Origin of the sequence: Macrococcus sp. PK, assembly GCF_022501545.1 — a bacterium.
GTDB lineage: Bacteria > Bacillota > Bacilli > Staphylococcales > Staphylococcaceae > Macrococcoides > Macrococcoides epidermidis.
On sequence record NZ_JAEPRF010000020.1, the window covers coordinates 18,292 to 44,688 of the forward strand.

General features: G+C 31.5%; 31 protein-coding genes. 16 read left to right on the top strand and 15 right to left on the bottom strand.

What is annotated here, in order from left to right:
- The first annotated feature begins 19 nt into the window (after nt 1-19).
- On the top strand, nt 20-529 hold the full coding sequence (locus JJJ02_RS12815) for a GrpB family protein (protein WP_239243513.1): 510 nt from the start codon (nt 20-22) through the stop codon (nt 527-529).
- A 27-nt stretch (nt 530-556) separates the two neighbouring features.
- Here the strand turns inward: JJJ02_RS12815 and JJJ02_RS12820 are convergent, their stop codons facing one another.
- From JJJ02_RS12820 to JJJ02_RS12830, 3 genes are read right to left on the bottom strand one after another with little or no spacing between them, the layout of a single operon-like run.
- On the bottom strand, nt 557-742 hold the full coding sequence (locus JJJ02_RS12820) for a helix-turn-helix transcriptional regulator (protein ID WP_133446754.1): 186 nt from the start codon (nt 740-742) through the stop codon (nt 557-559).
- 6 nt (nt 743-748) lie between these two features.
- Complete coding sequence (locus JJJ02_RS12825) at nt 749-1,078, bottom strand: hypothetical protein (RefSeq protein ID WP_239243515.1); 330 nt, start codon at nt 1,076-1,078, stop codon at nt 749-751.
- Nucleotides 1,079-1,091: 13 nt separating this feature from the next.
- Nucleotides 1,092-1,403 carry a hypothetical protein gene (locus JJJ02_RS12830; protein ID WP_239243516.1) on the bottom strand — a complete coding sequence of 104 codons (312 nt, stop codon included), beginning with the start codon at nt 1,401-1,403 and terminating at the stop codon, nt 1,092-1,094.
- Between the two features lie 176 nt (nt 1,404-1,579).
- On the opposite strand from JJJ02_RS12830, the gene JJJ02_RS12835 reads away from it, so the two are divergent.
- Both JJJ02_RS12835 and JJJ02_RS12840 read left to right on the top strand, forming a co-directional pair.
- On the top strand, nt 1,580-2,329 hold the full coding sequence (locus JJJ02_RS12835; protein WP_239243518.1) for a nucleoside phosphorylase: 750 nt from the start codon (nt 1,580-1,582) through the stop codon (nt 2,327-2,329).
- 253 nt (nt 2,330-2,582) lie between these two features.
- A complete protein-coding gene (locus JJJ02_RS12840) occupies nt 2,583-3,008 on the top strand; it encodes a hypothetical protein (protein WP_111715116.1) in 426 nt (141 codons plus the stop codon).
- A 394-nt stretch (nt 3,009-3,402) separates the two neighbouring features.
- On the opposite strand, the gene metG is transcribed toward JJJ02_RS12840, so the two are convergent.
- Nucleotides 3,403-5,040 carry a methionine--tRNA ligase gene (gene metG, locus JJJ02_RS12845; RefSeq protein WP_239243520.1) on the bottom strand — a complete coding sequence of 546 codons (1,638 nt, stop codon included), beginning with the start codon at nt 5,038-5,040 and terminating at the stop codon, nt 3,403-3,405.
- Nucleotides 5,041-5,603: 563 nt separating this feature from the next.
- Between metG and JJJ02_RS12850 the strand changes: the two genes are divergently transcribed.
- On the top strand, nt 5,604-6,233 hold the full coding sequence (locus JJJ02_RS12850) for a FusB/FusC family EF-G-binding protein (RefSeq protein WP_239243521.1): 630 nt from the start codon (nt 5,604-5,606) through the stop codon (nt 6,231-6,233).
- 26 nt (nt 6,234-6,259) lie between these two features.
- On the opposite strand, the gene JJJ02_RS12855 is transcribed toward JJJ02_RS12850, so the two are convergent.
- Nucleotides 6,260-6,544, bottom strand: a complete 285-nt coding sequence (locus tag JJJ02_RS12855) for a hypothetical protein (RefSeq protein WP_239243523.1) — start codon at nt 6,542-6,544, stop codon at nt 6,260-6,262.
- A complete protein-coding gene (locus JJJ02_RS12860) occupies nt 6,523-7,809 on the bottom strand; it encodes an RtcB family protein (RefSeq protein ID WP_239243524.1) in 1,287 nt (428 codons plus the stop codon). The genes JJJ02_RS12855 and JJJ02_RS12860 overlap by 22 nt, the downstream gene beginning before the upstream one ends.
- Before the next feature lie 159 nt (nt 7,810-7,968).
- On the opposite strand from JJJ02_RS12860, the gene JJJ02_RS12865 reads away from it, so the two are divergent.
- From JJJ02_RS12865 to JJJ02_RS12890, 6 genes are all read left to right on the top strand, one after another.
- Complete coding sequence (locus tag JJJ02_RS12865) at nt 7,969-8,796, top strand: DUF4240 domain-containing protein (protein ID WP_239243525.1); 828 nt, start codon at nt 7,969-7,971, stop codon at nt 8,794-8,796.
- Between the two features lie 77 nt (nt 8,797-8,873).
- On the top strand, nt 8,874-9,545 hold the full coding sequence (locus JJJ02_RS12870) for a type 1 glutamine amidotransferase domain-containing protein (RefSeq protein WP_111715096.1): 672 nt from the start codon (nt 8,874-8,876) through the stop codon (nt 9,543-9,545).
- 145 nt (nt 9,546-9,690) lie between these two features.
- Entirely contained in the window at nt 9,691-10,245 is a 555-nt protein-coding gene (locus JJJ02_RS12875) for a GNAT family N-acetyltransferase (RefSeq protein ID WP_239243526.1), read from the top strand.
- A 343-nt stretch (nt 10,246-10,588) separates the two neighbouring features.
- Nucleotides 10,589-11,503 carry a hypothetical protein gene (locus JJJ02_RS12880; RefSeq protein WP_239243527.1) on the top strand — a complete coding sequence of 305 codons (915 nt, stop codon included), beginning with the start codon at nt 10,589-10,591 and terminating at the stop codon, nt 11,501-11,503.
- A 13-nt stretch (nt 11,504-11,516) separates the two neighbouring features.
- Nucleotides 11,517-11,726 carry a hypothetical protein gene (locus tag JJJ02_RS12885; protein ID WP_239243528.1) on the top strand — a complete coding sequence of 70 codons (210 nt, stop codon included), beginning with the start codon at nt 11,517-11,519 and terminating at the stop codon, nt 11,724-11,726.
- 145 nt (nt 11,727-11,871) lie between these two features.
- Nucleotides 11,872-13,044 (top strand): MFS transporter, encoded by a 1,173-nt coding sequence (locus JJJ02_RS12890; RefSeq protein WP_239243059.1) that lies wholly within the window; start codon nt 11,872-11,874, stop codon nt 13,042-13,044.
- Between the two features lie 10 nt (nt 13,045-13,054).
- On the opposite strand, the gene JJJ02_RS12895 is transcribed toward JJJ02_RS12890, so the two are convergent.
- Both JJJ02_RS12895 and JJJ02_RS12900 read right to left on the bottom strand, forming a co-directional pair.
- Nucleotides 13,055-13,543 carry a CHAP domain-containing protein gene (locus JJJ02_RS12895; protein WP_239243058.1) on the bottom strand — a complete coding sequence of 163 codons (489 nt, stop codon included), beginning with the start codon at nt 13,541-13,543 and terminating at the stop codon, nt 13,055-13,057.
- Nucleotides 13,540-14,025, bottom strand: coding sequence for a GNAT family N-acetyltransferase (locus JJJ02_RS12900; protein WP_255724884.1), 486 nt, complete (start codon nt 14,023-14,025; stop codon nt 13,540-13,542). The genes JJJ02_RS12895 and JJJ02_RS12900 overlap by 4 nt, the downstream gene beginning before the upstream one ends.
- A 293-nt stretch (nt 14,026-14,318) precedes the next feature.
- Here JJJ02_RS12900 and JJJ02_RS12905 point away from each other — a divergent pair, with 293 nt between their 5' ends.
- Together JJJ02_RS12905 and JJJ02_RS12910 are read left to right on the top strand one after the other, a co-directional pair.
- Nucleotides 14,319-14,756 carry a BrxA/BrxB family bacilliredoxin gene (locus JJJ02_RS12905; RefSeq protein ID WP_111715088.1) on the top strand — a complete coding sequence of 146 codons (438 nt, stop codon included), beginning with the start codon at nt 14,319-14,321 and terminating at the stop codon, nt 14,754-14,756.
- Nucleotides 14,757-14,763: 7 nt separating this feature from the next.
- On the top strand, nt 14,764-15,732 hold the full coding sequence (locus JJJ02_RS12910) for an aromatic acid exporter family protein (protein WP_111715087.1): 969 nt from the start codon (nt 14,764-14,766) through the stop codon (nt 15,730-15,732).
- A 30-nt stretch (nt 15,733-15,762) separates the two neighbouring features.
- On the opposite strand, the gene prli42 is transcribed toward JJJ02_RS12910, so the two are convergent.
- Complete coding sequence (gene prli42 / locus JJJ02_RS12915) at nt 15,763-15,864, bottom strand: stressosome-associated protein Prli42 (protein ID WP_157742174.1); 102 nt, start codon at nt 15,862-15,864, stop codon at nt 15,763-15,765.
- A gap of 126 nt (nt 15,865-15,990) precedes the next feature.
- Between prli42 and JJJ02_RS12920 the strand changes: the two genes are divergently transcribed.
- Nucleotides 15,991-17,094, top strand: a complete 1,104-nt coding sequence (locus JJJ02_RS12920; protein ID WP_239243057.1) for a M20/M25/M40 family metallo-hydrolase — start codon at nt 15,991-15,993, stop codon at nt 17,092-17,094.
- A gap of 60 nt (nt 17,095-17,154) precedes the next feature.
- Complete coding sequence (gene gndA, locus JJJ02_RS12925) at nt 17,155-18,558, top strand: NADP-dependent phosphogluconate dehydrogenase (protein ID WP_240839312.1); 1,404 nt, start codon at nt 17,155-17,157, stop codon at nt 18,556-18,558.
- Between the two features lie 47 nt (nt 18,559-18,605).
- Here gndA and JJJ02_RS12930 read toward each other — a convergent pair whose 3' ends face one another.
- The 3 genes from JJJ02_RS12930 to zwf all read right to left on the bottom strand — a co-directional run bounded on the left by JJJ02_RS12930 (nt 18,606) and on the right by zwf (nt 21,662).
- Nucleotides 18,606-19,442, bottom strand: coding sequence for an effector binding domain-containing protein (locus JJJ02_RS12930; protein ID WP_239243055.1), 837 nt, complete (start codon nt 19,440-19,442; stop codon nt 18,606-18,608).
- A 26-nt stretch (nt 19,443-19,468) separates the two neighbouring features.
- Nucleotides 19,469-20,104, bottom strand: coding sequence for a hypothetical protein (locus JJJ02_RS12935; RefSeq protein ID WP_240839314.1), 636 nt, complete (start codon nt 20,102-20,104; stop codon nt 19,469-19,471).
- Between the two features lie 79 nt (nt 20,105-20,183).
- The gene (zwf, locus tag JJJ02_RS12940; RefSeq protein ID WP_240839317.1) at nt 20,184-21,662 is read right to left on the bottom strand and encodes a glucose-6-phosphate dehydrogenase; all 1,479 of its coding nucleotides are present in this window, start codon (nt 21,660-21,662) and stop codon (nt 20,184-20,186) included.
- Nucleotides 21,663-21,770: 108 nt separating this feature from the next.
- Here zwf and rnz point away from each other — a divergent pair, with 108 nt between their 5' ends.
- Nucleotides 21,771-22,691 carry a ribonuclease Z gene (rnz, locus tag JJJ02_RS12945; RefSeq protein ID WP_240839319.1) on the top strand — a complete coding sequence of 307 codons (921 nt, stop codon included), beginning with the start codon at nt 21,771-21,773 and terminating at the stop codon, nt 22,689-22,691.
- A gap of 52 nt (nt 22,692-22,743) precedes the next feature.
- On the opposite strand, the gene proC is transcribed toward rnz, so the two are convergent.
- Nucleotides 22,744-23,547, bottom strand: a complete 804-nt coding sequence (proC, locus tag JJJ02_RS12950; RefSeq protein WP_111715075.1) for a pyrroline-5-carboxylate reductase — start codon at nt 23,545-23,547, stop codon at nt 22,744-22,746.
- 106 nt (nt 23,548-23,653) lie between these two features.
- On the opposite strand from proC, the gene JJJ02_RS12955 reads away from it, so the two are divergent.
- On the top strand, nt 23,654-24,409 hold the full coding sequence (locus tag JJJ02_RS12955; RefSeq protein WP_240839321.1) for an SDR family NAD(P)-dependent oxidoreductase: 756 nt from the start codon (nt 23,654-23,656) through the stop codon (nt 24,407-24,409).
- A 52-nt stretch (nt 24,410-24,461) separates the two neighbouring features.
- On the opposite strand, the gene JJJ02_RS12960 is transcribed toward JJJ02_RS12955, so the two are convergent.
- A complete protein-coding gene (locus tag JJJ02_RS12960; protein WP_240839323.1) occupies nt 24,462-25,451 on the bottom strand; it encodes an alpha/beta hydrolase in 990 nt (329 codons plus the stop codon).
- Entirely contained in the window at nt 25,448-26,365 is a 918-nt protein-coding gene (locus JJJ02_RS12965; RefSeq protein WP_240839325.1) for an aldo/keto reductase, read from the bottom strand. Before JJJ02_RS12965 ends, JJJ02_RS12960 begins: the two co-directional genes overlap by 4 nt.
- Nucleotides 26,366-26,397 lie beyond the last annotated feature (32 nt).

The following is a 26,397-nucleotide window of genomic DNA, read 5'->3' on the forward strand; positions in this document are numbered from 1 at the left end:
TTAATTGAGGAGGAATTTTATGAAAGTAAGATTATCTGATTATAATCCTAAGTGGAAAGATAGTTTTAAAAATGAATGTCTAATAATTTCTGATATGATTCCTGATGAAGTTGTAAGATTTGAACATTTTGGTAGTACATCGGTTCCTGGTATGAAAGCTAAACCTGTAATAGATATGATGGTATTGGTTAAAGACATAAATCAAATTGATAGTTATAATTCGAAATTTATAAAAGAAGGATACGATGTGGCCGGAGAATGGGGAATCACAGGTAGAAGATTATTAAGAAAAGGTGGAGATGATAGAACGCATCATATACATATCTATCAAGAAGGTCATCCTGAGATATATCGACATTTAGCTGTTCGAGATTATTTACTTGAACATCCAGAGGAAGTAACGGCTTATAGTGATTTAAAGACAAAACTTGCACAATCATATGATGAAACACCTGAATATAGAAATGCTAAACGCGATTACGTTGTAGCATTGGAGAAGAGAGCTTTAAGTTATTTTAGAACAAAATAAAACGGAAATATAACTATATTTCCGTTTTTATGAAAATAACTCATCAACCGTGACATTCAAACACTTAGCTAATTTAAATGCGAGAGATAGGGTAGGATCATATTTATCATTTTCAATGGCATTGATCGTTTGTCTTGAAACGTTTGTTTTGTCACTAAGTTCAGCTTGTGACATACCAAGCTCTTTTCTTAACTCTTTGATTTTATTTTTCAAATAGCATCAACCTTTAGCACTATACTTACTTTTAGTATAAATCAAACTCATGAAAAATATAACTATAATTACTAGCAAATACGATACTTCAGGAAATTCAGGTAGAATAGCTTTTTCTGGATTTCCCAGTTTAAATATTTTTAATATTATACTTAATAATAACGCGTATACCACCCAAACTAACGTATTTGAAAAAACTTCTAATAATATTTTCGATGATCTTTCATCAATTTTGTTATTGTTACCCTCAATCATATCTTTAGGTAAAACTTTTTTAATCACAAATCCCCATAGACCAGCAAATAAAAATATACATATAAAACCAAGTACTTTCATAACAATTTCTCCTTTAGACACTATATTTTTTGTTGATTCGAATGTAATTGAAAATAATTAAAATAGTAGCTAATGCTAAATTAATTAATTCTGGATATTCATTTAAATAATCAAATTTAATATTATTAAAATCTATGGTTTTCATAATTAAACTGAAAATCCAGAAAGCAATAAGATAGGTTAAAGTTGTTGTAAATACTTCATTTCCTATTCTTTGAGTTCTTTCATCATATTCACTATGACTAGGTCCAAAATTTAAAAATTTAACGATAAACATAAAAGCAATGATTGTTAACAAAAAAGCAAAAATTAGTTGAATAATCATAAATCAAACCTCCAAATGTAAAATGTTTTTTACATTTATAATATAGCAAGTCATTCTTGAAATGTCAAAAGTATTTTACATTTATTTAAACCTTAATTGTGGACAAAATCATAAATTTGTCTATTTTTCTTATTCAGGAATATTGCTATACTTTTGAAAAAATATGAGGTGATTTTATGATAATAGATGCTTTCGATAATAATTCGGAACCAATTGTTACTTTGAAAAGTTTTTATGGGGAGCAGAAAAAGATTTTAGATATATGTATGATTATTTTATCGAAAAATATTTATGACAATATTTTTGAAATATATAAATGTGAAAAAATTGCAGAGATCCATGCTTGTAACGGTAGTTATCCAATATATAAATTTATTCATGAAGGTAAAGATATTGGATTTTATTTAAGTGGTATCGGATCAACTCTAGCGTCTCAATTTTGTATAGAAGCTAACTGGTTAACTGGTGCTACTCAGTTTATAATGTCAGGTTCAGCAGGTAGTTTAGATAAAGAAAAGACGGATAATAAATTTGTGATTCCAACGGAAAGTTATCGAGATGAAGGTATGTCTTATCATTACGCAAAAGCAAATGATTATATTGAAATTAATAATAGTAATAAAGTTGCTGAAATATTTGATATATTAGAATTACCCTTTGTGCAAGGTAAGGTATGGACAACTGATGCTATGATGAGAGAAACTAAAAATAATGTTGAAATGCGCAAAAATGATGGATGTATTGCAGTCGAAATGGAACTTGCAGGTGTTCAAGCGGTTAGTGACTTCCATGGGTTTGAACTTTATAACTTTTTGGTAACGGGTGATGTACTTGTAGAAAATGAATACAATGTTGACGGCTTAAATGACGCAAATCATAATATGGATAAATTCTTTATAGGTTTGGAGATAGCAAAAAGCATATAGATAGAATTAATTATAGTAGTGCTAACGTTTAGTTATAAAAAACAAAGTTGAATGCGATTTTGAATTGATAGATTATTAAGATGAAAGATCCAAAATATAAGTTTAATTTCGTAACTTATATTTTGGATGATATGCTTACAAAAAATAAATCCTATAGTTGTTCGATTAGGATAAATTAAGATGGATGGAAAATAAAAATTAAATAGGAAGGCTAAAGAAATGAATATTAATCAGATGAGGTTGGTAGAATATTATGACTCTTACAAGAAATTTAAGACTTGCTAATTTAGAACGATGGTATATGTATCCTGGTAATGTATTTGAAGGTACAGAATATATGAATACATTTTTAGAAGTTTTTATATTTGAAGAAAATGAAATTTATATTTTAACAATTACAGATATCCCAAAAGATAGTTTATTCAGTAATGAAGAATTAATTTCAGATATTGAGGGGTTGGCACATCATTTGGCAGTTGAAAAAGGATCGACACAACTTTTTGAGTTTCTTGATATTGATATGTCTAATTTTAAATTTAATCCAGATTCAGATGGTAACATAGAATATCAGACAAATGAATATAAAGATAAATATATTGAAAAATATTATAAAGAAATACTATATCAAAAATACCCTCAAATTAATGTGATTCATGAAAACACTACATTTAGTTATTGATAGAATTTCCTTTTACATGTCAACAGGATTTAAATCTTTTGATTTATCATTTAGTTCATATTAATATGTAAATGAAAAGAGGAGTGCAGCAACACTCCTCTTTTAGATCCGTTTAGACGGTGACTAGCCTTTATAGTGATATCAAACTACTACAACTCAGCTCGGTCAAAGCTTATGAGTGGTTATTTTTTATCGTTTTTACTGACTTCTATGACACATAGCATGATATCTGCAAAAAGTAGTGCAAATATCAATGCTTCATAAATAGTCATGCTTATCCTTTCTGGAGATAACACCAAAAGTAAAACGATAGGCATCACCCTTTATGGCTATCCACCATCATAAACTAAACTACATGATATATTATAATAGGTAAAATTATTTTCTGCGAACCTTAGTTCGTGTTGGATTCATTTAATTTTTCTATTTCTTCATCAATTTGCTTAACATCTATTCGTTCATATAATGGTGAAACAGATGCAAGTCTTTTTGGTAAATCCTCGATTACATGCCATTCTAATGTTTCTATTCCCAGCATATCTTTTAGTTTTTCTGCACTAAATGGGAGGAAGGGATTCAATAATTGACTTAAATTTTGAATAATAAATACACATGTAGCTAAAGTTTCATCACATTTTTCTTTTACTTCTTTAAATGTAATCCATGGCTGTTGTTCGTCAAAGTATTTATTACATGTTCTTATAAATTCAAATATTAATTCTAATGCTTCTTTAATTCTAGTTGCTTCTATTAATTTCCCTACTTTTTGATAAAGTGAATGTAATTCATTTTTAAAACTTTTATCAATTTCAGTTTGTGGGACTTCTAAATCATATGATTTTTCCAGAAACTTAAATGTTCTATTAACCAGATTACCAAATGCACCAAGAAGTTCACTGTTATGACTATAAATAAATTCTCTAAAAGAAAAATCTGCATCTCGTGCTTCTGGTGCATTGATTGTAAAGAAGTAGCGAATCGTATCAGGGTGATATCGTTCTATTAAATCCGGTATCCAGACAGCCCAATTTTGGCTGGTTGATATTTTTCGTTTTTCCAAAGTCATATATTCACTTGATACGATTGATTGTGGAAATCCTTCAATATTTGCGCCCATTAGAATTGATGGCCAAATTACAGTGTGAAACGGAATATTGTCTTTCCCATGAATATAATAAGATTTTGTTCCTTTCATCCAAAATTGTTGGTAATTCTGATTATTTATTTTTCCCCATGCTTCTGATGTCGTTAAATATCCAGCTACCGCTTCAATCCAGACATATATCTTTTTATCTTCAAATCCTTTGATTGGCACATCCACACCATTAGGTAAATCACGTGTCACAGAACGATCAGGAATACCTTCTTTTAAATATCTTTCAGTGAGTGCCAATGCATTTTGACGCCAGTGATATTTCGTGCTCGTTTCTTTAAAATACTTTTCAAGTTGTTCCTGAAGACTACTAAATTTGTAATATAAATGATTTGTTTCTCTTATTACCGGTTCGTTACCACACAATTTACAACGCTTATTGATTAAATCTAGTGGATCGAGTATTGCTGAACATTGATCACACTGATCACCACGTGCTTTTGCGCCACAATTAGGACATTCACCTTCAACCAATCGATCAGGTAAAAATTGCTTATCATGTTCACAATACGCTTGCTCTATCGTTTTTTGATAAAGCATATCATTACCATATAATTTTAAGAATAATGACTTTACACCTTCATGATGTTCGTTTGAGTCTGTTCTAGTATATAAATCATAAGTAAACCCTAATTGAGTAAAGCAATTTTGAAATTCCTGATGATAAGTATCAGCAATATCTCGAGTGGTCTTTCCTTCTTGTTTCGCACGTATTGCAATAGGTGTTCCGTTACAATCACTTCCAGACACATATAATACTTCTTCACCAGTCTGTCTGTAATATCTTGCAATAATGTCTCCAGGTAATAGTGCTGCGATATGACCAATGTGCAAAGAACCATTTGCATACGGCCATGCTCCTCCAATAAATACTGTCATTCTAAATCTCCCCCTTAAATTCCATAAAAAAAGTCCCAATCGCAAAAATGCGATTAGGACGATATATAATATTCGTGGTACCACCTAAGTTCGTATATTACTCACATAATATACCTCATAAAGTTAATAACTTTAATCCATTAACGCTGGGCACGTCGCAATCTACTCATACAAACTTTCTTTGCGAAGCTTAGAGTCATCCTTTAATTCGTTACTTCTTTTCAGCTACCGAAGCTCTCTATTTTATGAATTAAATCTTCTCATCAATGCTATTTTTTATTATTAGATATAATATATAAGATAATTGTGAAAATTACAATATTAATTTTTTATTATTCAAATTTTATAATGAGAATTATTTTTTTGACAATTAATAAAAAGAAATAGAGTTTGAAATTGGTGAAACCCCAATTTCGGTAGACAAATTCAATCTGAAATTGGTAGAACTCCAAATTCGAACTAACATTTCTTATCGAAATTGGAGATGCACACATCAACTTTAACTTTTACTATCAGTTTAATATTATGCTATACTCAAATCATTAAAGTGAGGTATAGATATAATGATAAAAGCATATGAATTTGCGCAAGTTATGAATAATGTGAATCAGTTACTTAAGATTTATAAAACAAATGATCCAACGACGAATAAAGCACAAAAAAATATTATATTAGACGAAATTAGAGCGATTTACATTGTGAATGGTATAGATGCAAGTGAGTATATTACTCAACTTGATGATATTCGGCTTTCCAAGACGAAAGCTACTATGATTCTTTCAGAAATGAAACAGTTTGTTGAACCTTTTGAAATGCCTTCCGCTAAACAAGTAGAGAAGTTATTCAAAAAGGTAAAGAAATTAAAGACACCACCAAGTGATCAATATGATCTTCAGGTGATGAGCTATCTCGGATGGAATGATCATTCTGCAAATCGAAAGTATATTGTCTATAAAGATAGTAAAGGTGCTTTTCAAAGTATATACGGGGAATTAGCTCCAACTAAAGTGAAGGGATTTTGTTCGATTTGTCACCATGAATCTGATGTTTCATTATTCTTAAATAAGACAAAAGCGAATAGTGACGGAACATATACGAAAAAGGGTGATTATATTTGTCATGATAGTAATGTGTGTAATCAACATTTAGATGACATCGAAAAATTATATCATTTCATACAAAAAATAAAGTAAGTGTCGTATAATGACAGACACTTACTTTATTTTTTATTAGTACTTTTTCTTTTAATAATGAGATAGATCGTTATTATATTGACAATTGTAAAAGCTACAAAGATTATTAGCGAAATAGTAACTGCAATTTTAACCCATAATTCATCGCGTATGCTTAGTGTACGAATATTAACTAAGACGAATGCAAGTGAGATAATGAGTGAAAATATAGGTGGTACTAAATTCATTTTATCTAAATTTGGATTGTTATAGCTTAAATGTTTGATAATAACATCTCCTAAATAAGTATTTACTTTTTCTTCTGCCACCATTTAGGTGTTTCAATACCTTTATGATTATATACTGGTTTAATGATGTCAATAATTTCAACTGAGTCATGAATATGTTTAATTATCTCATTAATCGGTTTATATGCATCAGGTGCTTCATCTAAAGTATCCTCCACAACCGTACTGCTATATATTCCTTCCATTTGCTTTTCAAATGTTTCTAAGTTGAGCGTCTGTTTAGCTTTTGAACGAGATAATACGCGTCCTGCACCGTGTGGCGCAGAATAATTCCATTCTGGATTGCCTTTACCTTTTCCGATGATGATGCCATCACGCATATTGATTGGAATAACAACATCTCTATCAAGACTCGCATCACATGCACCTTTACGAATTAAATATTCTTTATCTTTTACCTCTATAAAATTATGAGGTGAATTTATGATTTTTGCATTGTCCATCTGTATTCCAAAGTAATTGAGGATAACGGCTGTCATCATTAAACGACTCGTTTCTGCGAAGCGGCAAGCAGCTGTCATGTCATTAATGTAATGCAATAAACTTTCACCTTTAAGATAGCTAACTTCTTCATCATAATGATTTTCCTGATTCAGTTGTTTTACAAATTTTATCATTGGTTGAATAGCATGATGTTTATCTTGTTCCTTTAGAACATTGATAATAGGAGTAACATCAATATTTTTATGACTCTCTCTAGCTAAATTCTGATAGTGTTTTTCTATTTTAGCCCCTAAGAAGCGGCTACCAGAATGAATCGTAAGGTAATATTCATCAGATTTGTTCTTTCCAATCTCAACAAAATGATTACCACCCCCTAAAGTTCCGACTGAATTGATTAATTGAATCATATTTACATTTTGAAATAGTAAAGATGTTTGAATTTCTTTTAAATTATCTAAAATAATTGCTTTAATTTCTTGAGGTATATTATTAAATACAGGATTTTTTAGTTCATCGGTTCTTGGATATGTTGAAATATTATCAGTTATATACTGATCAAGTTCAGGAAAGTTAATATTATCAAGTTTACCTAATGGATAACTCATCATCCCACAACCAATATCCACACCGATAAATGCAGGTGGAATCTTGGCATTAGATTTGTTCATTAGAATAGATGTACCAATCGCACAACCTTTTCCTTCATGTACATCAGGCATCATCACAATATTAGTGCCAGATAGAAAATCAAGGTTCGTCATATTCTGAACTCTATTCCTGGCAGCGTCTTCAATGTTATCTGTCATGATAACCGCATGTGTATATTTTCCGGTGATGTTTATCATTTTTATAACTCCGATCTAAATTTATTAACAATAATACTATACTATGTGTAAAAATTAGTCAAAAAAGGGTGTGTTATAATGGAATAAATAAAAAAGTAAATATATGTTACAAATATATTTACTATATTGGATATATAAAAACCGATATGAGGTGTAGCTATGTTTAAATCATTAAAAAAAGGCGATGTTATTGCAGAGAAACTACCAAAAAACAAATATGGATGTATGATAGTACTTGATGGATATGATATAGAAGAAAAGTCAGTAATTGTTGCAATGTCTACGTATCTAAAGGAAATTCCACCATCTTTAAATGATAAAGATGTATATCAAATAAAAAAACATGATAGATTTTGGAAATTTGATGCGACATATGGTGCTGAAAGTTTTGCACAGTCAGATGAAATGTATACACTCATAGGAAATATTGATACGGATTTCATTAAACCAACTTCTTATCCTAGATTTGGATTGTTATCTTCAGTAGAGATTTATTATGAATGGTTTAGAAATACTCATCCTGATGAATTTCAAAAGCAGATGGATGAAGAACAAAAACAATTTGAAGCCAAAAGAGAAAGTATTGTATATGAGTACATGGATGAAGATGAATTCTGGAAAGTACTTAACAAATTATTTAAACGAAGATTAGATATTGAAAAAGCGATAAAAAAACTTTCAAAATATAAAGAACAAGAAATTTTAGCGTTTAATAATACGTTAGCTGAAGTTCTTTCAAAATCTATAGAAATAAATGCAATGATCGATGATGAAATTGATGATAATATGTCGTCTGACTTATTTTTGTATGCCAGATGTTTTGTGATTGTACAGGGAGAAGATGAATATTATGAAATGATTGAAAATGGTGTTCTAGATATGTCAGATGAAGATGAAAGTTATGAAGAATTATTAGAACTCGTCGATGAAGCATTATTACGAAAAGGATTAGAAGTTGATTACGATAAGCTGAGAGAAATTTTATAGAATAATATTTGAAAGCCACAATTTATTTCATTATTTATAGGGTATATACTTTTATAAAAAGTATGAGGTGAATTTAAATGAAAAAAATTATGATTATTAATACAAATACAGATCATTATAAAGGTTTAGAGGAAAAGACAGGTTTATGGTTAGGTGAGCTTGTTCATTTTTATGATTATTTTAAAGACAAAGACGTTGAGATAGATTTATACAGTGTTAATGGTGGTAAAGTACCGATTGATCCATTTAGCGTGAGTACTTTGATGTTAGATTATAAGACTAAGAATTACATGGAAGATCCTGAGTTTATGAAATTATTAGATAATACAAAGTCTATACATGAAGAGGATGTAAGTGATTACGACGCAGTTTACTTTACTGGTGGACATGGTACTGTGTTTGATTTCGTTGATAACGAAGATATTTCTCGAATTCTTAAAGAAATAGATAAAGAAAAGAAAGTGATATCATCTGTATGTCATGGTGCAGCAGCTTTACTGAACTTTGAGGACAATCGTTTGAAAGATACAGAGTTAACCGGATTCTCTAATCTAGAAGAACAGATAGTAAGAAAGACTAATAAAGTACCATTTCTATTAGAAGATGAGCTTAAGAAGAAGGGTGCGAATTATAAAAAAGCGGTATTACCGATGGCTTCGAAAGTCGTTCAGGATGGTAATATCATTACTGGACAAAATCCACAATCACCTAAAATTGTTGCGAAGAAAGTTTGGAGTGCAATTAAGTAAATTCTAATATAACAATATTATGTAAACAGACTGTCTATATTTGGATGGTTTGTTTTTTATGGAGTTTAACTTTTTTATAATTTTTTTTTAGAATATTATTAATTTAAAGTGATATAATTATAAAAAAATTTAGAGAGGTGAGATTATGATAATACGATCGGTTGAAGTAAAAGATGCAGAGAAGATTCTAGAATATACAAAAATGGAAAAAGATGTACCTGAAGTTTGGATACGATCTTTAGATAAAAAAGAATATTCCATTATAAAAGAATTTTTGTACCATGCAATTTATGTACCTGAAGGGAGTAAAAAACCTAATAAATCAATCGTAGATAATAAAGAATTATTAAAGTATTATGAAGATTTTGGAAGAAAAGATGATTATACTATGGCAGCAGTAATAAATAATAGAGTAATAGGATTAGCATGGTGTAGACAATTTAATGAAACTGATAAAAGTTATGGGTTCTATAAGGATGATTTTGTTGAATTAAATATTTCGATATTACCAGATTTTCGAAAACAAGGTTTAGGAAAAGTTCTTATGGAACAATTAATTTATTTATTAAAAAATAATAATGTTAATGGAATTTCATTAAGTGTTACGAATGGAAATTATGCACAACAATTATATAAAAATATTGGATTTAAACCAATTGCTGTTAGAGATGAAGATACATTAATGATTAAAGAATTATAACAATCGTACTTTTTGGAAAGTATGTTCAAATTCGTAGTGTAATTAAAGTATGAATATCAAAGTAATAATATTTAATACTCTAATCATTTCAATTAAGGTGTTTTATGATAATAATATAAAAATAATAACCGGACAAAATCCACAATCGCCATAAGGCGTGGCTAAGAAAGTCTGGAATGCAATTCAGTAATTATTTTACGAAAGAATATATATATTACAATCTATCCATAGTTTTGGATAGATTTTTTTATATATTTACTGTCATATTAAGTTAATTATATAATATATGTAATTAAGTGTTAAACTATGGTAATATCAATTTAAAATACGAGGAGGGATGAAGATGACTTTCACAAAACGTGTAATAACTTCTGTTATAATCATTTTTCTAATCGCAGCAGGAATCTTGTATTCTGAGTCTACAAAAAAAGAAGTTAAATCTAAACCGATAAAAGAGAGCTTACTGATTAAACAATTGGAAAGTAACGCGTATGCAAATGGTGAAGCTGCGATGAAAGATTTTAAAGAAAAGCTTTTTCCTCATTCAAAGAGTGAAGGTATGATTGTAAATCCAGATAAGCAATCAAATCCTAAATTTTACTCTATATTTGTTAGTGAGAAAGATAAAAATGACAAAAACAAAAATTACGCTTTTGGATATGCCATTTATAATTCGCAATCAAAAACATATCATCTAGATATTGTGGATACAGGCATCCAATTAGAAGAAGGTATGACAGGTATAACAAAGAAAACTGTCATTGGCAATACTGTTTCGACATTCTATGCTGGGCATAACGAAGATGATAAACTTGAAAAATATGAATCTGGCGTGATCGATGAAGCAACAAATCTTACGGTTAAATTTACAGACCAGATTATACATAATACACAAAGATTAGATGATATTATTTCAAATGAATATATTGAAAGTCTGAATGCATTAGAAATGGCTGTAGTAACTCTAACGCCCCCATATAATCCTAAAAATCTTAAAGTTATGATTGCTGATTATGAGATGGATGATAATCAATATGGTGCGGTAGCTGTTATTCACAATAGTGGTGGAGGGCGTATGGTAACACGTATTGTTGATGATCTATTAATATCAAAGCATATGCAAACCTTTAATAAATCACTTAAAATTGATGGTCAGCAATTAGATATTACGATAGGGAATGAAATTGTAGCAGCATCAAACAACAGTATTAGACATGAAGTAGGTAATGTGGGTTCAATAACAGTCAATATTAAATAAAGAGGTGGAAATTATGAATTTTGGAGACAAACTATTTATTCTATTTTTAAATGCATGCTGGATGTTTTTCATTTATTATTTGGTAAGAATTCACGACAATGAGTTTTTAAATTATTTACCGTTTATCATACCAGCAAGCTTAATTGTTATCTGTTTTATCATGTTATTTCAATTAAGAGATGAAACGACAAAAGATGTAAAAGTAAGAGAGTTTGAAGAGTAGTTTATTATTTATATCTTTATGTGTAAAAATCTTGTTATGATAGATTTTACCTATTAATAAGTAAATCATCCCATTGACCGATGGTAATTAATCTGAATATTCTTGATAATTATTATTAGATAAAATAATAATGTGGAGAGAAAATATGTCGAGAATTTATTATAATATTCTTTTAATCCAGCTTTCATTTAGTGCTGGATTTATTTTTTATAATGTTTCAATTACATATTTCATTTATCAATTAACACAATCAACTTTTCTGGCAAGTTTAACAACATTTTTAAATCTCATTGCTAAAATGATAAGTAAGTTTTTTATTCAAAAATTCACTCAGAAATATACGATTAAACAAATATTATTAATAAATACATCTGCACAGATGATATTTTTATTATTGATGTTAGTGTTTATGAATTTAAAAGTATTATTAATCATATATATTCTTACTACTTTAATTTCTTTTTTTAATGGCATGTTCTATCCATTAAAAAACACTTTAATAAAAAATGTATTTGATGAAAATGAAGTCGCAAAAGTCATTGCAGGAATCTCTTCATTCGACCAGGCAATTATGTTTTCTGGATATATCGTTGCAGGGTGGATACTCGCAATGACAAATGTAGTTTTTGTCATGTCATTTACACTAGTATGCTTTATCATTGCATTAATCAATATAACGATGATTCCAATAGACAAGAAGGATTTGATTGAATTACAACATCGAACGACTACTAGTATAGTTGAAGGGTATCGATTATTGTTTAGTTTTCCTGTATTAAGGCAATTAACATTTATTGAATTTATTGAAGCTTTAATAGGGATAATTTGGATTGGTGCGATTCAATTAGCGTTTATACAAGAGTTTTTGAATGAGGATACATCTTGGTGGGGTTACTTTAATGCTGCATACTTTGCAGGAACGATGATAGGAGCAATTGTAATATATAAATTTAAGAAGTTATCAACGCTAAATTTATATACCATTATCATTTGCCAAATCGTATATGTCATAACAGTCATAATTTTTGGTACTATAAAAATACCTGTTATTTCTGTTTTGCTAATTTTTATTATGGGACTCGTATTTCAAACTAAAGATATTTTGCAGGAAACACTAATCATTTCAAAGATCCCAAAAGAACATATCACGCTACTTACAGCATTTAAATCAACGATTATAGAATTTGGATACTTGCTTTCAATTATATTAATTGGAGTTTATGCAGAAGTAGTTCCTATTCAGTGGGTGTATATCACTTCAGGAATAGTTTATATGATATGCATTTATTTAATGTTGAAATTGAAAAGATTACATTGAAAAAGTCACCTCAATCGATTTTAGATTGAGGTGACTTTTTTGGATTTATCTTTGGATGGATAATTTGATATCTCGATAGATCTTTCTTATAAATAATACGCTCTGTTATTTCATATGGCTGTGTATAATTCATCTCTGAAACTTTTACATTACCGTTTTGATATACATGTTCAATGTATGCTACATGACCTTGCGTGCCTCTTGGTGATTGAAGTAACGCACCTTTTCGTGCCGAATGGTTTACATTATATCCATCTTGTTTAGCAAGTTTCGCCCAGTGCTTGGCATCACGCCAGGATCGTTCTATCATGTTGCCGTCTTTCTTTACTTTATCAAATACATAATAAGTACATTGTCCTTTATCATAAGTATTTATAGCCATCGGATCTGGCATAAGTTCAATGCGTAATGTGTTGTAGTTATCGATTATCCTATCTTGATTTATAAAAAGCAGAAATAATGATAATAATATAATGAAGAATGAGATTATTTTTTTCATAGTGATTTTATATACCAGCGATCCATTGCTGAATGGTCACTGCCTTCGATTGGTTGTTCTAATAATTTGAATCCATACTTTTCATAGAGTATACATGCAACTTCTAGTTTACTCATTGTTTCTAAATAACATGACTTATAATAGTGTGAAGCAAATGCTAATGCCTGGTCCATTAATAGTTTAGAGATACCTTTACCTTGTGAAGATTCTAAGAGATAGAGTTTTTGAAGTTCACATATCGTCCCATCTTCACTGAATGGAGCAATGCCAACACCACCTAAAACTTCTCCATTTTGCTCTGCTATCCAGTATTGGGCATATTTACGTTCACCATAATATGATGATAGTTGTGCTAGTTCTGGGTCAAAGTATGCTGATCCAGGGATATCTAAGTTGAACGATTCAAGAGACGTTTGAATGATTTTATGGATGATGGGATTATCTTTTTGTTGGATTGATCTGATTTGAATTGTATTAGGCATAAGGATACCTCCTTTAAGATTACTGTAAATAGTAATGAAGCGCGGTGTGTATGTCAATAAAATAGGGATGCTTATTAATTAATCCTAGATTATTTCAATTATACAACTGTTATATATCATTGAGTAAGTTAGCAAACGAACAACCGCGAATATGAAATATTATATTATACGATCCTAGCAATCAATAAGCTATATATTATCTACATCTTTTTATATTTCACGAATTAATCACTAGATTTAACGGTCTTTATTCGTTATGATAGTTGTATCAATTTAGAAGAGGTGTTTTATCAATGGATATGAATTTTAATATGTTTATGGAAGATTTCGTAAACAATGCACGTCAAGAAATCGAAACTGCGGGTTACAAACAGTTAACAACGCCTGAAGCGGTTAAAGAAACGTTTGATAAACCTGGTACAACATTTGTTATGATCAACTCTGTATGTGGTTGTGCTGGCGGTATCGCTCGTCCTGCTGCTGCGCATGCATTACATTATGATAAATTACCTGATCAATTAGTAACTGTATTTGCTGGTCAGGATAAAGAAGCGACTGAAACAGCTCGTGATTACTTTGAAGGTTATCCACCAAGCAGTCCATCATTTGCTTTACTTAAAGATGGTAAGATTGTAAAAATGATCGAAAGACATGAAATAGAAGGTCACGATCCAATGAGTGTTATTACAAACATTCAAGCTTTATTTGAAGAGCATTGTGAGGAACGTTAATTCATTCATGAAGATTAAGCCTTATAAGATTGGTTCGCGTACGATTAAGACTGCTTTCGGTATGTCTCTCGGCGTAATCATCTGTAAGATGATGGGTCTCGAGAATTTCTCATCTGCTGCTATTTTAGTCGTTCTTTGTGTGAAGAATACAAAAGTAAAATCTTTAGAAGCTGCAAGTGCGAGATTTTTCTCGTGCTTGCTTGGTATTTTGTTTTCATATATTTTCTTTATGAATTTAGGCTTTAATCCGGTTGTCCTCGGTATTCTCGTCTTACTGTTTATTCCTGTTACAGTAATGTTCGGTATACAAGAAGGTGTTGTCACAAGTATCGTTATCATTCTACATTGCTTTAATTCAGGTCATATCGACTGGGCATTAGCTGTTAATGAATTTCTATTACTTTGTGTAGGTATGGGCATCGCTTTAATTTTAAATCTTTATATGCCGAATCACAACAATGCATTAAATGGTTATAAACGTGCGATAGAGATGGAATTTCAGGTTATTGTCAGCCGATTGAGCGATGCGTTAAAGCATCCTGAAATTGTATTGAACACAAATGATATTGATAAGCTGCATGAAACGATTGAACGTGCAAAGTCACTTGCCTATATGGAAGTCGAGAATCATTTTTCACGTAATGATAATTCGTATTATCATTATTTTGATATGCGTGAATCTCAACTTGAACTTTTGGCACGCATGACACATCTGATCAATGATATAAGCTGTAAAGATAAGCTACATATGCAGTGTAGCGGATTATTAGAGGATCTATCAAATAATATTACAAGTAATAATTTTACTGCAATAAGATTACATGATTTATATGAGATAATGCTGGATCTTGATAATTATCCATTACCGGATTCACATGAGCGACTAAAATCTCGTTCAGCTGCAATCCAGCTGCTAAAAGAGATTGAAAGTTATTTAATGATTAAATCTAAATTTGGTTCTTTAAAGATGTACTAAAAAACGTTGAGAAATTATTCTCAACGTTTTTTACATATTAAGATATGGTAATACAGCGCTAAGTACTAAAGCTGCAACAATTAATACAAGTAAGACGATGATAAAGACTTTGCGTGCTGTTTTGTTATTCATTCTGTACTTCCTTTCTTAAGTGCGTTTTATTAATTATATCAAATAATTGATTTTACGTCTTATCCTTTATTGATGAACAGTTGTTTGGTACGATAAATATAAATAATATTTTGAGGAGTGTTGTCAATGAACCAGCAAAGATTAGTGGATACTTTTATTGAACTTGTAAAGATTGATAGCGAGAGTGGTAATGAACGTGAGATTGCAAATCATTTAAAAACATTATATGAAGAGCTTGGCTTTGAAGTCACTGAAGATGATACACAAAGCAAGACAGGTTTTGGTGCGGGCAATCTGATTATGAAATTAAAAGGGACAACAGATCAGGAGACAATCTTGCTATCTTGTCATATGGATACTGTTACACCTGGTAATGGCATAAACCCGATTATTACAGATAATGTCATTCATACAGATGGTTCTACGATTCTTGGTGCAGATGATAAAGCGGGGATTGCTGCAATGATTGAAGCAATTCGAACGATTAATGAAGAACAAATCCCACATGGTGATATTGAAGTTGTTATTTCAGTTGGAGAAGAATCTCATTTAATAGGTGCTAGTGTATTGGATGGATCTAAATTTGATGCGAAACTTGGCTATGCATTGGATGCTGGTAGTAAAGTTGGTACAATTGTAAACCAGGCGCCAACAAACGCAACGCTTAACATTGAAATTACAGGTGTTACGGCACATGCGGGTGTGGCCCCAGAAAACGGCGTGAGTGCGATAAACATTGCTTCACGTGCAATCAGTAATATGAAACTAGGTAGAATAGATGCAGAAACGACTGCTAATATAGGTACGATTGAAGGTGGTTCAAGAACAAATATCGTCGCTGAAAAATGTTATATTGTTGCTGAAGCGCGTAGTTTAGTTGATAGTAAAATGGAAGCACAAGTTGCACACATGAAAGAAGCGATCCTAACTGCTGCAGCAGAACTTGGTGGTAAAGCTGATGTTGAGGTTAAAGTTAATTATCCTTCATTCAATGTTGAAAAAACAAGCAAGGTTATCGAGATTGCAAGTCAAGCAGCTGAACGTGTAGGTAGAACACCAGAAGTTGTATCTAACGGTGGGGGTAGTGATGCTAACTTTATTAACAAGTTTGTTCCAACTGTTGTATTAGCTGTCGGCTATCAGGATATTCATACGGTAAATGAAAAGATGCCGATTGATGAATTAAATAAATTAACAGAACAAGTAATTGAAATCATTAAGCTTGTTTAGTTAAAACAATATAGACATGTGCTATAATAATCATGAAAATTCATTTGAAAGAGGTATATTATGAGTAAACAACAAATAGGTGTAATCGGTTTAGCCGTAATGGGTAAAAATTTAGCGTGGAATATAGAATCACGCGGAAATACTGTTTCAGTATTTAACCGTTCAAAGGAAAAAACTGAAGAGATGATGAAAGAATCAGTTGGTAAAAATATTTTCCCAACATACTCTCTGGAAGAATTCGTAAATAGCCTTGAAAAGCCACGTAAAATCATGATGATGGTTAAAGCTGGGGAAGCAACAGATGCAACAATCGAAAGCTTGATTCCATTATTAGATCAAGGTGATATTTTAATCGATGGTGGTAACACTAACTACAACGATACGATTCGTCGTAATGCATATCTTTCAGAAAAAGGATTCAATTTCATCGGTACTGGTGTTTCAGGTGGTGAAGAAGGCGCATTACATGGCCCTTCAATTATGCCAGGTGGTCAAAAAGAGGCATATGAACTTGTTAGACCTATTCTAGAATCTATTGCTGCTAAAGCTGAAGACGGCAAACCATGTGTTGCTTATATTGGTCCGGATGGTGCCGGTCATTACGTTAAAATGGTACACAACGGTATTGAATATGCAGATATGCAGTTAATCGCTGAGAGTTATGATTTAATGAAAAATGTATTAGCTATGTCAAATGAAGAAATCGCTGATACATTTAAATCATGGAATGAAGGCGAATTAGATAGCTACTTAATCGAAATCACAGCTGATATCTTCAAGAAATTAGATGAAGATGGTACGCCACTCGTTGAAAAAGTAATGGATAAAGCTGGTCAAAAAGGAACAGGTAAATGGACATCAATTAACGCATTAGACTTAGGTCAGCCATTAACAATAATCACAGAAAGTGTATTTGCACGTTTCATCTCTAGTCAAAAAGACGAAAGAATTGTTGCGAGTCAAAATATCAACTCAAATAAAACAAACTTCGAAGGGGATAAAGCTGAATTTTTAGAAGCAATTCGTGAAGCATTATATATGAGTAAAATTTGTTGCTATGCACAAGGTTTTGCACAGATGAGAGCTGCAAGTGAAGCTTATAACTGGAACTTACAGTTAGGTGATTTAGCAATGATCTGGCGTGAAGGTTGTATCATTCGTGCACAATTCTTACAAAAGATTAAAGAAGCATATGATAATAACGCAGATTTACAAAACTTATTATTAGACCCATACTTCAAAGAAGTTGTAGAAAAGTATCAAACGAGTTTACGTAAAGTGGCAGCTACTGCAATCACTACAGGTACACCGGCACCAAGTTTTGCAGCAGCAATTAATTATTTTGATTCTTATACATCAAAAGATTTACCTGCAAACTTAATTCAGGCACAACGTGATTACTTCGGTGCGCACACTTATGAACGTAAAGATAAGGAAGGCGTATTCCATACAGACTGGAAATAATTTTGTTTATATCAAAAAGCGCGTAAGACAAACGTCTTGCGCGCTTTTTATAATGTTGGTATCCAAAGTTCAACTTTATTGAAACTATTATCAAAATCCATATCATCAGGAAAAATATAAATATACTGACTATTACGTTCGTAGTGTATATTAAAGTCTACTTGTTTTTCGACAGATTGCCAAATTTCATTAAATACATAATCAAGCTTTCCACGAGCCTCAAATTTAGCGTAATCACCGTTATAGATTTGTTTACTTTCATAATCAAAAGTACGTTCTGACTTTACACCTACAAATATTTCTATATCATTTGGATTAGGCTGAACAACTACATAAATATTTTTGTCTGAGCTAAATGATAATAATGATTTAATTTCTTCCTTTTCTTTTAACTCATAGACAATATCCGGCACTAGAAAATGATTACCTAATTCATTAAATGAAACGATTTCTTGTATGCCTACTATTCTGAAACTATCCATCGTCTGCATTTTATAAGGCATCGGAGGTTTCGTCGTCACAGAAAGCTGAATGTAGAGTCGTTCTACCATTCTTAATTGTTCAGGGTTAGTTCTAACCTGAATCGGTGAAATTTGATGGTGATTGCTAAATGCAGTACTAAATTCATGTGCAGTTGAAAAACCGAACTGATTGGCGATATCCACAAGACGGTAATTACCATTTAACAACTTTTTAGCGGCCTCGGTCATTTTACGATGATATATATATTCTTCTAAATTCATGCCGGTAATCATAGTAAATGTTTGATTTATATGCATTGGATTTTCATTTAAATATGTTCCGATTGTTTCATATTTAAATGGTTCGAATAAATGATCTTCAATATATACGATTGTTTTCTGCATTAAGTCAATATTATTCATAATTCACATCTTCCTTAAAGTATGTTTTAAATAGATTTCGTGTATTCATAAATATTTATTTTTTCTGATGGATCATTATTTATTTGTTGCAAAGGCATATGATATTTTAGATTGAAATGAATGATATCCTGTAGATATACTTCATATTCTGGTTTTGCATAATAAAGAATGATATCACATTTTTCTATAGATGATGTCATTAAGTTTTCCATCACTTTTTGAAATACGAACACTGAAAATGGGTTAAAGAAAAATAAATGTGTCTCTTCACCACTAAATTGATACTGTAATGCATTAATATTTTGAGCATGAACATCATTTTCTTGATGATGCAATAAGTTATAATTTTTAATGTTTTCAAGGCTTTTTAAATATAGCTGCTTATTCAATTCAATGCCTATCGTTTTTATTTTGAATACAAAGTTAGTGAAGATTGGAACGCGCATTAATCCAGAGCCAAAATCTACTAACAATGCATCTTCAGTTAAGTCTTCTTTAATCATGTTAAATAATGATAATAAATCACGATAAATCGTTGGTTCATAACGATTAGAATGATGATTTGTAAAAGTTTCAAGATAAGGTTGAGTCTTTATATTGAGCAATGTATCAAAATCCTGCTCTGAGTAAAGTTCAAATGATGATTGTATAAATTTATTCATAATTCAAATATTAACACAATTATGGCACAATAAAAACCTTTGAATCATTATGATTCAAAGGTTTTTATTGATTTAAATATTAAACGTCCCACCAGTGGAAATTATCTCGACTTAATAACAAATCGCTTTTTACAGGGCCGTTAGATCCAGCCTGATAATTTGGGAATGGAGCAGGATGTGCATCCCAGTATTCAGCAACAGTATCCACATAACTCCATGTTGCCTTTAATTCTTCCCAGTGTGTAAAGTTAGTGGCATCGCCTTTCAGACAGTCATAAATTAATCCTTCATATGCGTCGACTGTATTCATCTTATCTTGTGTCGTCATCGCATATGATAATTTAACTGGTTCAGTATCGATACCTTCGATATATTTACGTGCATTTAAATGTAGTTCAATACCTTCATTTGGTTGAATATTAATAACAAGTAAATTGGAATCTAGCTGATTATCCTTTTGATAATAAAGATTCATCGGCATCTCTTTAAATTCAACAACCACACGTATTTCTTTTTCCTTCATACGTTTACCTGTACGAATGTAGAAGGGCACACCTGCCCATCTAAAGTTATCGAGCATAACTTTAGCAGCAACAAATGTAGGTGTATTACTTTCTGGATTTACATTTTCTTCATCACGATATCGTTTTACTTTTTCACCCTTTATTTCACCGACATCATATTGTCCTCGAACGAAATAGCTTCTTACGTGTTCAGGCTGAATTTTACGGATAGAACGAAGTGCCTTTACTTTTTCATTCCGAATATCTTCAGATGATAATGAAATAGGAGGCTCCATTGCAAGAAGTGAAACAATTTGTAACATGTGATTTTGTACCATATCTTTTAATGCGCCACTATTATCGTAATAGCCACCACGGTCTTCAACACCTAAAATTTCTGAAGAAGTGACTTGAATATTTGAGATATATTTATTATTCCATAACGGTTCAAACATTGCATTGCTAAATCGAATTACTTCGATGTTTTGCACCATATCTTTACCAAGATAATGGTCAATTCGATAAATTTCCTCTTCTTTAAACGATTTTCTTAGCTGATTATTTAGTTTTTCAGCAGAAGCAAGATCTTTACCGAAAGGTTTTTCAATAATTAAGCGTTTAAATCCTTTTGTTTTTGTCAGTCCGCTAGATTTTAAGAAATCTGATACAGTACCAAAAAATTCTGGTGCCATTGCTAAATAGAATAGACGGTTACCATTTAAGTTATATTGTGCATCTAAAGATTCGGTGAGTGTCAGCAGCGCGTCATAACTTTCTTTATTATTAACGTCATGAGACTGGTAATAAACATGTTCCATAAATTCATCGATTTTATGTGTATCTTTAACAAATTTTTCGATAGATGATTTAATTTCAGCTCTGAATTTTTCATTCGTCCAGTCACGTCGTCCAATACCAATGATTGCAACATGCTCATTCAAGTTATCTTGCTGATAAAGGTGGAATAACGATGGGAATAACTTGCGGTGACTTAAATCACCTGTTGCACCGAAAATTGTTATTAAACAGGGAATATTTTGCTTTTCAATATCCAAAATAAATACCTCGATTCTATTAAAGTCTATTTTATTTTTTCATACAATGCCTAAAAAAACAATTAAAACATGCTATAATGACGTGATGAAATAAAAGGTGGTAGAAAAATGAAAATAACTTTTTTAGGGACGAGTGCAGGTTTACCAACTAAAGAAAGAAATACACAAACGATCATACTTTCTCTTGCACCGTTAAATAATACGTTCTGGTTATTTGATGCGGGTGAAGCTTGTCAACATCAGATATTACATACAAATATTAAACTTGGAAAATTGGATCATATCTTTATTACACATCTGCATGGCGATCATATTTTTGGATTACCGGGTCTTCTCACGTCAAGAAGCTTTCAAGGTGGAGAAAATAAACCTTTAAAAGTATTTGGTCCAAAAGGAATTAAAGCATACATCGAAACGACACTGTTAATTTCAGGTTCTCACTTGAATTATCCGCTTGAAATCATCGAAATTGCTGATGGAGACGTCTTATATATCAATCAGATAAAGGTGAATGTAGGAATGTTAAAACATGGTATAGATTCATTTGGATATCGTATCCAGTTTCCGGACACAGAGGGTAATTTAATCTCGGATAAGTTGATTGAAGCAGGCATTCAGCCGGGTCCAATTTATCAACATTTTAAAATGCAGGAATTCGTTGAGGTAGATGGTATCATTTATGAAACGAAAAACTACCGAAATCCCAATAAACCTGGTAAGATTATTACGATATTTGGTGACACAATGCCATGTGAAGCAGAAATAGCTCTGGCAAAAAATGCAGATGTTATCGTACATGAAAGTACATATTTAGATGGTGACCTGGATTTGAGTCATAAATATTACCATAGTCATATTGATGACGTAGCAAAACTTGTTGCACAATCGCATGCAAAAAAAGTATTGATCAATCATGTAAGTAATCGTTATGATTTACAGGATATTGCATTATTGAAAGATGTAATACAGCATAAATATCCAGATATGGTATTTGAAATTGTGAAAGACTTTGATAGTTTTGAAATATAAATAATGCGCACTCAATTAGCTGAGCGCGCATTATTTATATGTATCCTTATAATTATTTTCCTAATTCTTTACTGCGATTTAAAGCTTCGTTCAAGCAATCTACAAAAATTGCTTCGATAGGGTGTTTCGCTAAGGCATCCAGTCCTGCCTTCGTTGTACCACCCTTTGAAGTGATATTTTCACGTAACTGATCTAGAGACAGTTCACTATTTTCGAGCATTCTTGCAGTACCGATAATCAATTTACGTACCGCAATATCAGTGTCTTCATGTGATAAGCCAAGTTGATTAGCTGCATTGATATACTGTTCATACATATAGTATAAAAAGGCAGGGCCACTACCTGTGATTGCAGTAACATCATGTAATGAATCTTCTTCAACTTCAATTGAAGTACCAAAAGCATCAAGTAAATCAAATAAAAGCTGTTTATCACTTTCCTCAAAATTATCAGAGAAAGATATACCAGTCACAGACTGCTGTACATGCGCATTTGTATTCGGCATGATACGTGCAACTGGATTTGATGTCTGAAGCTTTGTCTTGATTTGATTTATTGGTACACCAGCCATCATAGAAACAAATTTATTGTGTGCATTATGATGAGGTTGAATACGCTCAACAAGCGAATCAAAGTCATGAGGCTTAACAGCTAAAAATACAAAATCAGCATTTGATAATAATTCAACATCGTCATAGCTATATTGTGTATTTAATGTACTGTTTAATCTTTTTAATTCTTCAATGTCACTTCTATTTGTTAAGTATATATCTTCACCTTTTACTGTATTACTTTCTATCAAGCCTGTAAAAATTGCGCTCGCCATATTACCTGAGCCGTAAAATACGATTTTCATGTCACATGCCTCCTGGAATCTTTGTTAGTATTATTATAAGATTGTAGTGGATAAAACACAATTTTGACACAAAATAAATTGTTAAAATAAAAGGATGGTATACATATTGATTGGAAAAAATGCATTGATTACAGGTGCTACAAGTGGAGTAGGTTTGAAGTTAACAGAGATTTTATTATCACGTGGCGTCCATGTAACTGCTGTTGGAAGACGTATAGAACAACTAGATGTTCTAAAAAATAAGTATGATAATCTGGTGGTGCACAGAGTAGATTTGGTTAACGATGATGAGTACGCACAATTTTTAAAATGGATTGATGGGCAGGGATCATTTGATTATCTAATCAATTGCGCTGGATTTGCAGAATACGGATCATTAATTGATCAAAGTGACGAAATTATTGCAGATATGATACATGTCAATTTAACGCAGACCGTTATTCTTACGAAACATGTTCTACATAAAATGAATCCAGGAGGCATGGTTGTTACGATTGGTAGTCTTTCTGGCAAAGTAACGACACCATTTGGTGCTATATACGCCGCTTCAAAATCAGGAATAAATCATGTAATGAACGCATTACGACTGGAACAAAGTCATATTCATTTTTTAACTGTTAATACGGGACCAGTAAATACACAATTTATTCAGAAGGCAAATAAGGGTAAACCAATGAATCAGTTAGCAGAGCAGGTACAACTTGATGTCGATCAGTTAAGTAAGCAAATAGTAAATGCAATGATTGATAAAAAAGCAGAAATTAATCTACCAGTTTGGTTGGATTTTTGTCTAAAGGCTTACGCACTTGCGCCAAGAAGATTTGAAAAAATATTTAAAAGATATTTTATGACAAAAAAATAACAGGTGTAAGCTACACTTGTTATTTTGTCTTTATTTTTTTGTTATGTCATTATTATTTCTTCTTTTTTATTTTATGGTTTTCATTCGCTTTAATGTGCGTATTGTCATTTTTCGGTGGCAATAAGTCAAACGTTGTTAAGAAATGTTCCACTTTGTTCTTATATGAAATTGGATTAACGTTATAACTTGCAGCGTGTCCGCCATGTTCTGGGTACCAGCGCATCTTAGGGCCACTTTTCTTATTATAAAGATCGACAGAGTGCGTATAAGGAATAAATACATCTGGTTTAGAATGGATAAACAAGATAGGCTGCTCAACATTTTGGATGACATCTATCGGTGATACTTGTTTCAGTGAAAAATGTGTTCTCATTTTCAGTACCTGATTTAAGGCTGTTAATACAAAGCCACTTCCAAATGATGATTTCTGTTCTATGATTTGTGTCAATAATCGAGCAAAATTAGAAAATGCACAATCTGAAACATAGAATGCTGCTTCATTCGCTAATTCTCCAGCATAAAGTAGTGTTGTAACTGCACCCATTGATTCACCATGGACACCGAAAGTAATGTCATAACCATATTGTTCTTTTAAAAATGCAATAACAGATTCTAAATCTGTCTTTTCGTAATAGCCATATGTGCTGTGATTACCACCACTTTCCCCATGTCTGCGATGATCAAAGATAATACCATTAAATCCTAGCTCATTAAACATATTTAGATATTTTATGCTCGTAATTTTATTTTCAGTTACACCATGACAGAATACCATCCAGTGCTTATGTTCATATGGCTTTACAACAGTAGCACTTAAGTTGTAGCCATTGCGTGAAGGGATAGTAACGTTAAGCGGTTGCTTTGCGTTAAATGCTTCAACATCTAATCGTTTCGCTTTAATTTCACGTCGACGTATGACTTCAACGTCACGCAATTTAAAATTTAAGACATAGTTTGAAGCGACCAATCCAACGATGCTAGAAGTAATACCTGATGCGAGTGATACACCGAGTAACGTTCTTGTTAGTAGTTTATTGTTCATACTAAATGATCCTCGTAGTGTAAGTTTTTGAATGCCTCAACTATTTTGTTAAGCTTTTGTTTGTCAATGGGATGTTTAATTGAAGTATCATATGCTTTAACATTTGCCTGCAACTGATCAACACTCGATGCGCCATTTACAATTGAAGCAACAGGGTATGAAGTTAAATATTGATATACAGCCTGTTGTAACGGCGCAATTGTAGTAGCTGCATCAAGACTTTGTCTTAATTCTTCCTGAGTTAATCCTAAAATACCTGATTCAAATTTTTTCTCTAATATTTCATCATATTTTTCAGTTAATAATCCTTTCATCAATGGTCCACGAGCCAAAACTTGCACGTCTTTTGATTGTATAGATTCAATTAAATCAATAGGACGATTGTCAATTAGGTTAAACTGCATCATGATCGTATCAATATTACTATGTTTTAAATAATAATCGATGACATTTGGTCGAATAGAACTAATGCCGTATGCACGAATAAGACCATCTTTTTTTAGTTGTTCAAATGTTTCGATGGTTTCATCCTTATTATCTTCAATCATACCGCCATGCAGCATATATAAATCTAAATAATCCGTTTCAAGACGTTTAAGACTTTCATGAATGCTTTGTGTAATATGAACTTTAGAAGGATCCCACACAACTTCATCATTTAACATATTAAATCGATTACCCACTTTTGACGCTAAAGTAATCTGATCACGCTTTTTAGAATGTTTAATGAAATGGCCGATATTTTTTTCATTCTGTCCTTTTTGATACAGGTCAGCAGTGTCAATGTACGTAACACCTAAATCCACTGCCTGATCAAGAATATATTGACTGTCAAGTGCATCCTGAGGGAGATTCATCGCACCGAGTCCCAATTCAGAAAACTTTATGCCACTTTTTGTAGTATTAAATTTCATGTCTTTCCCTCCATTCGTTATAATAAATATAG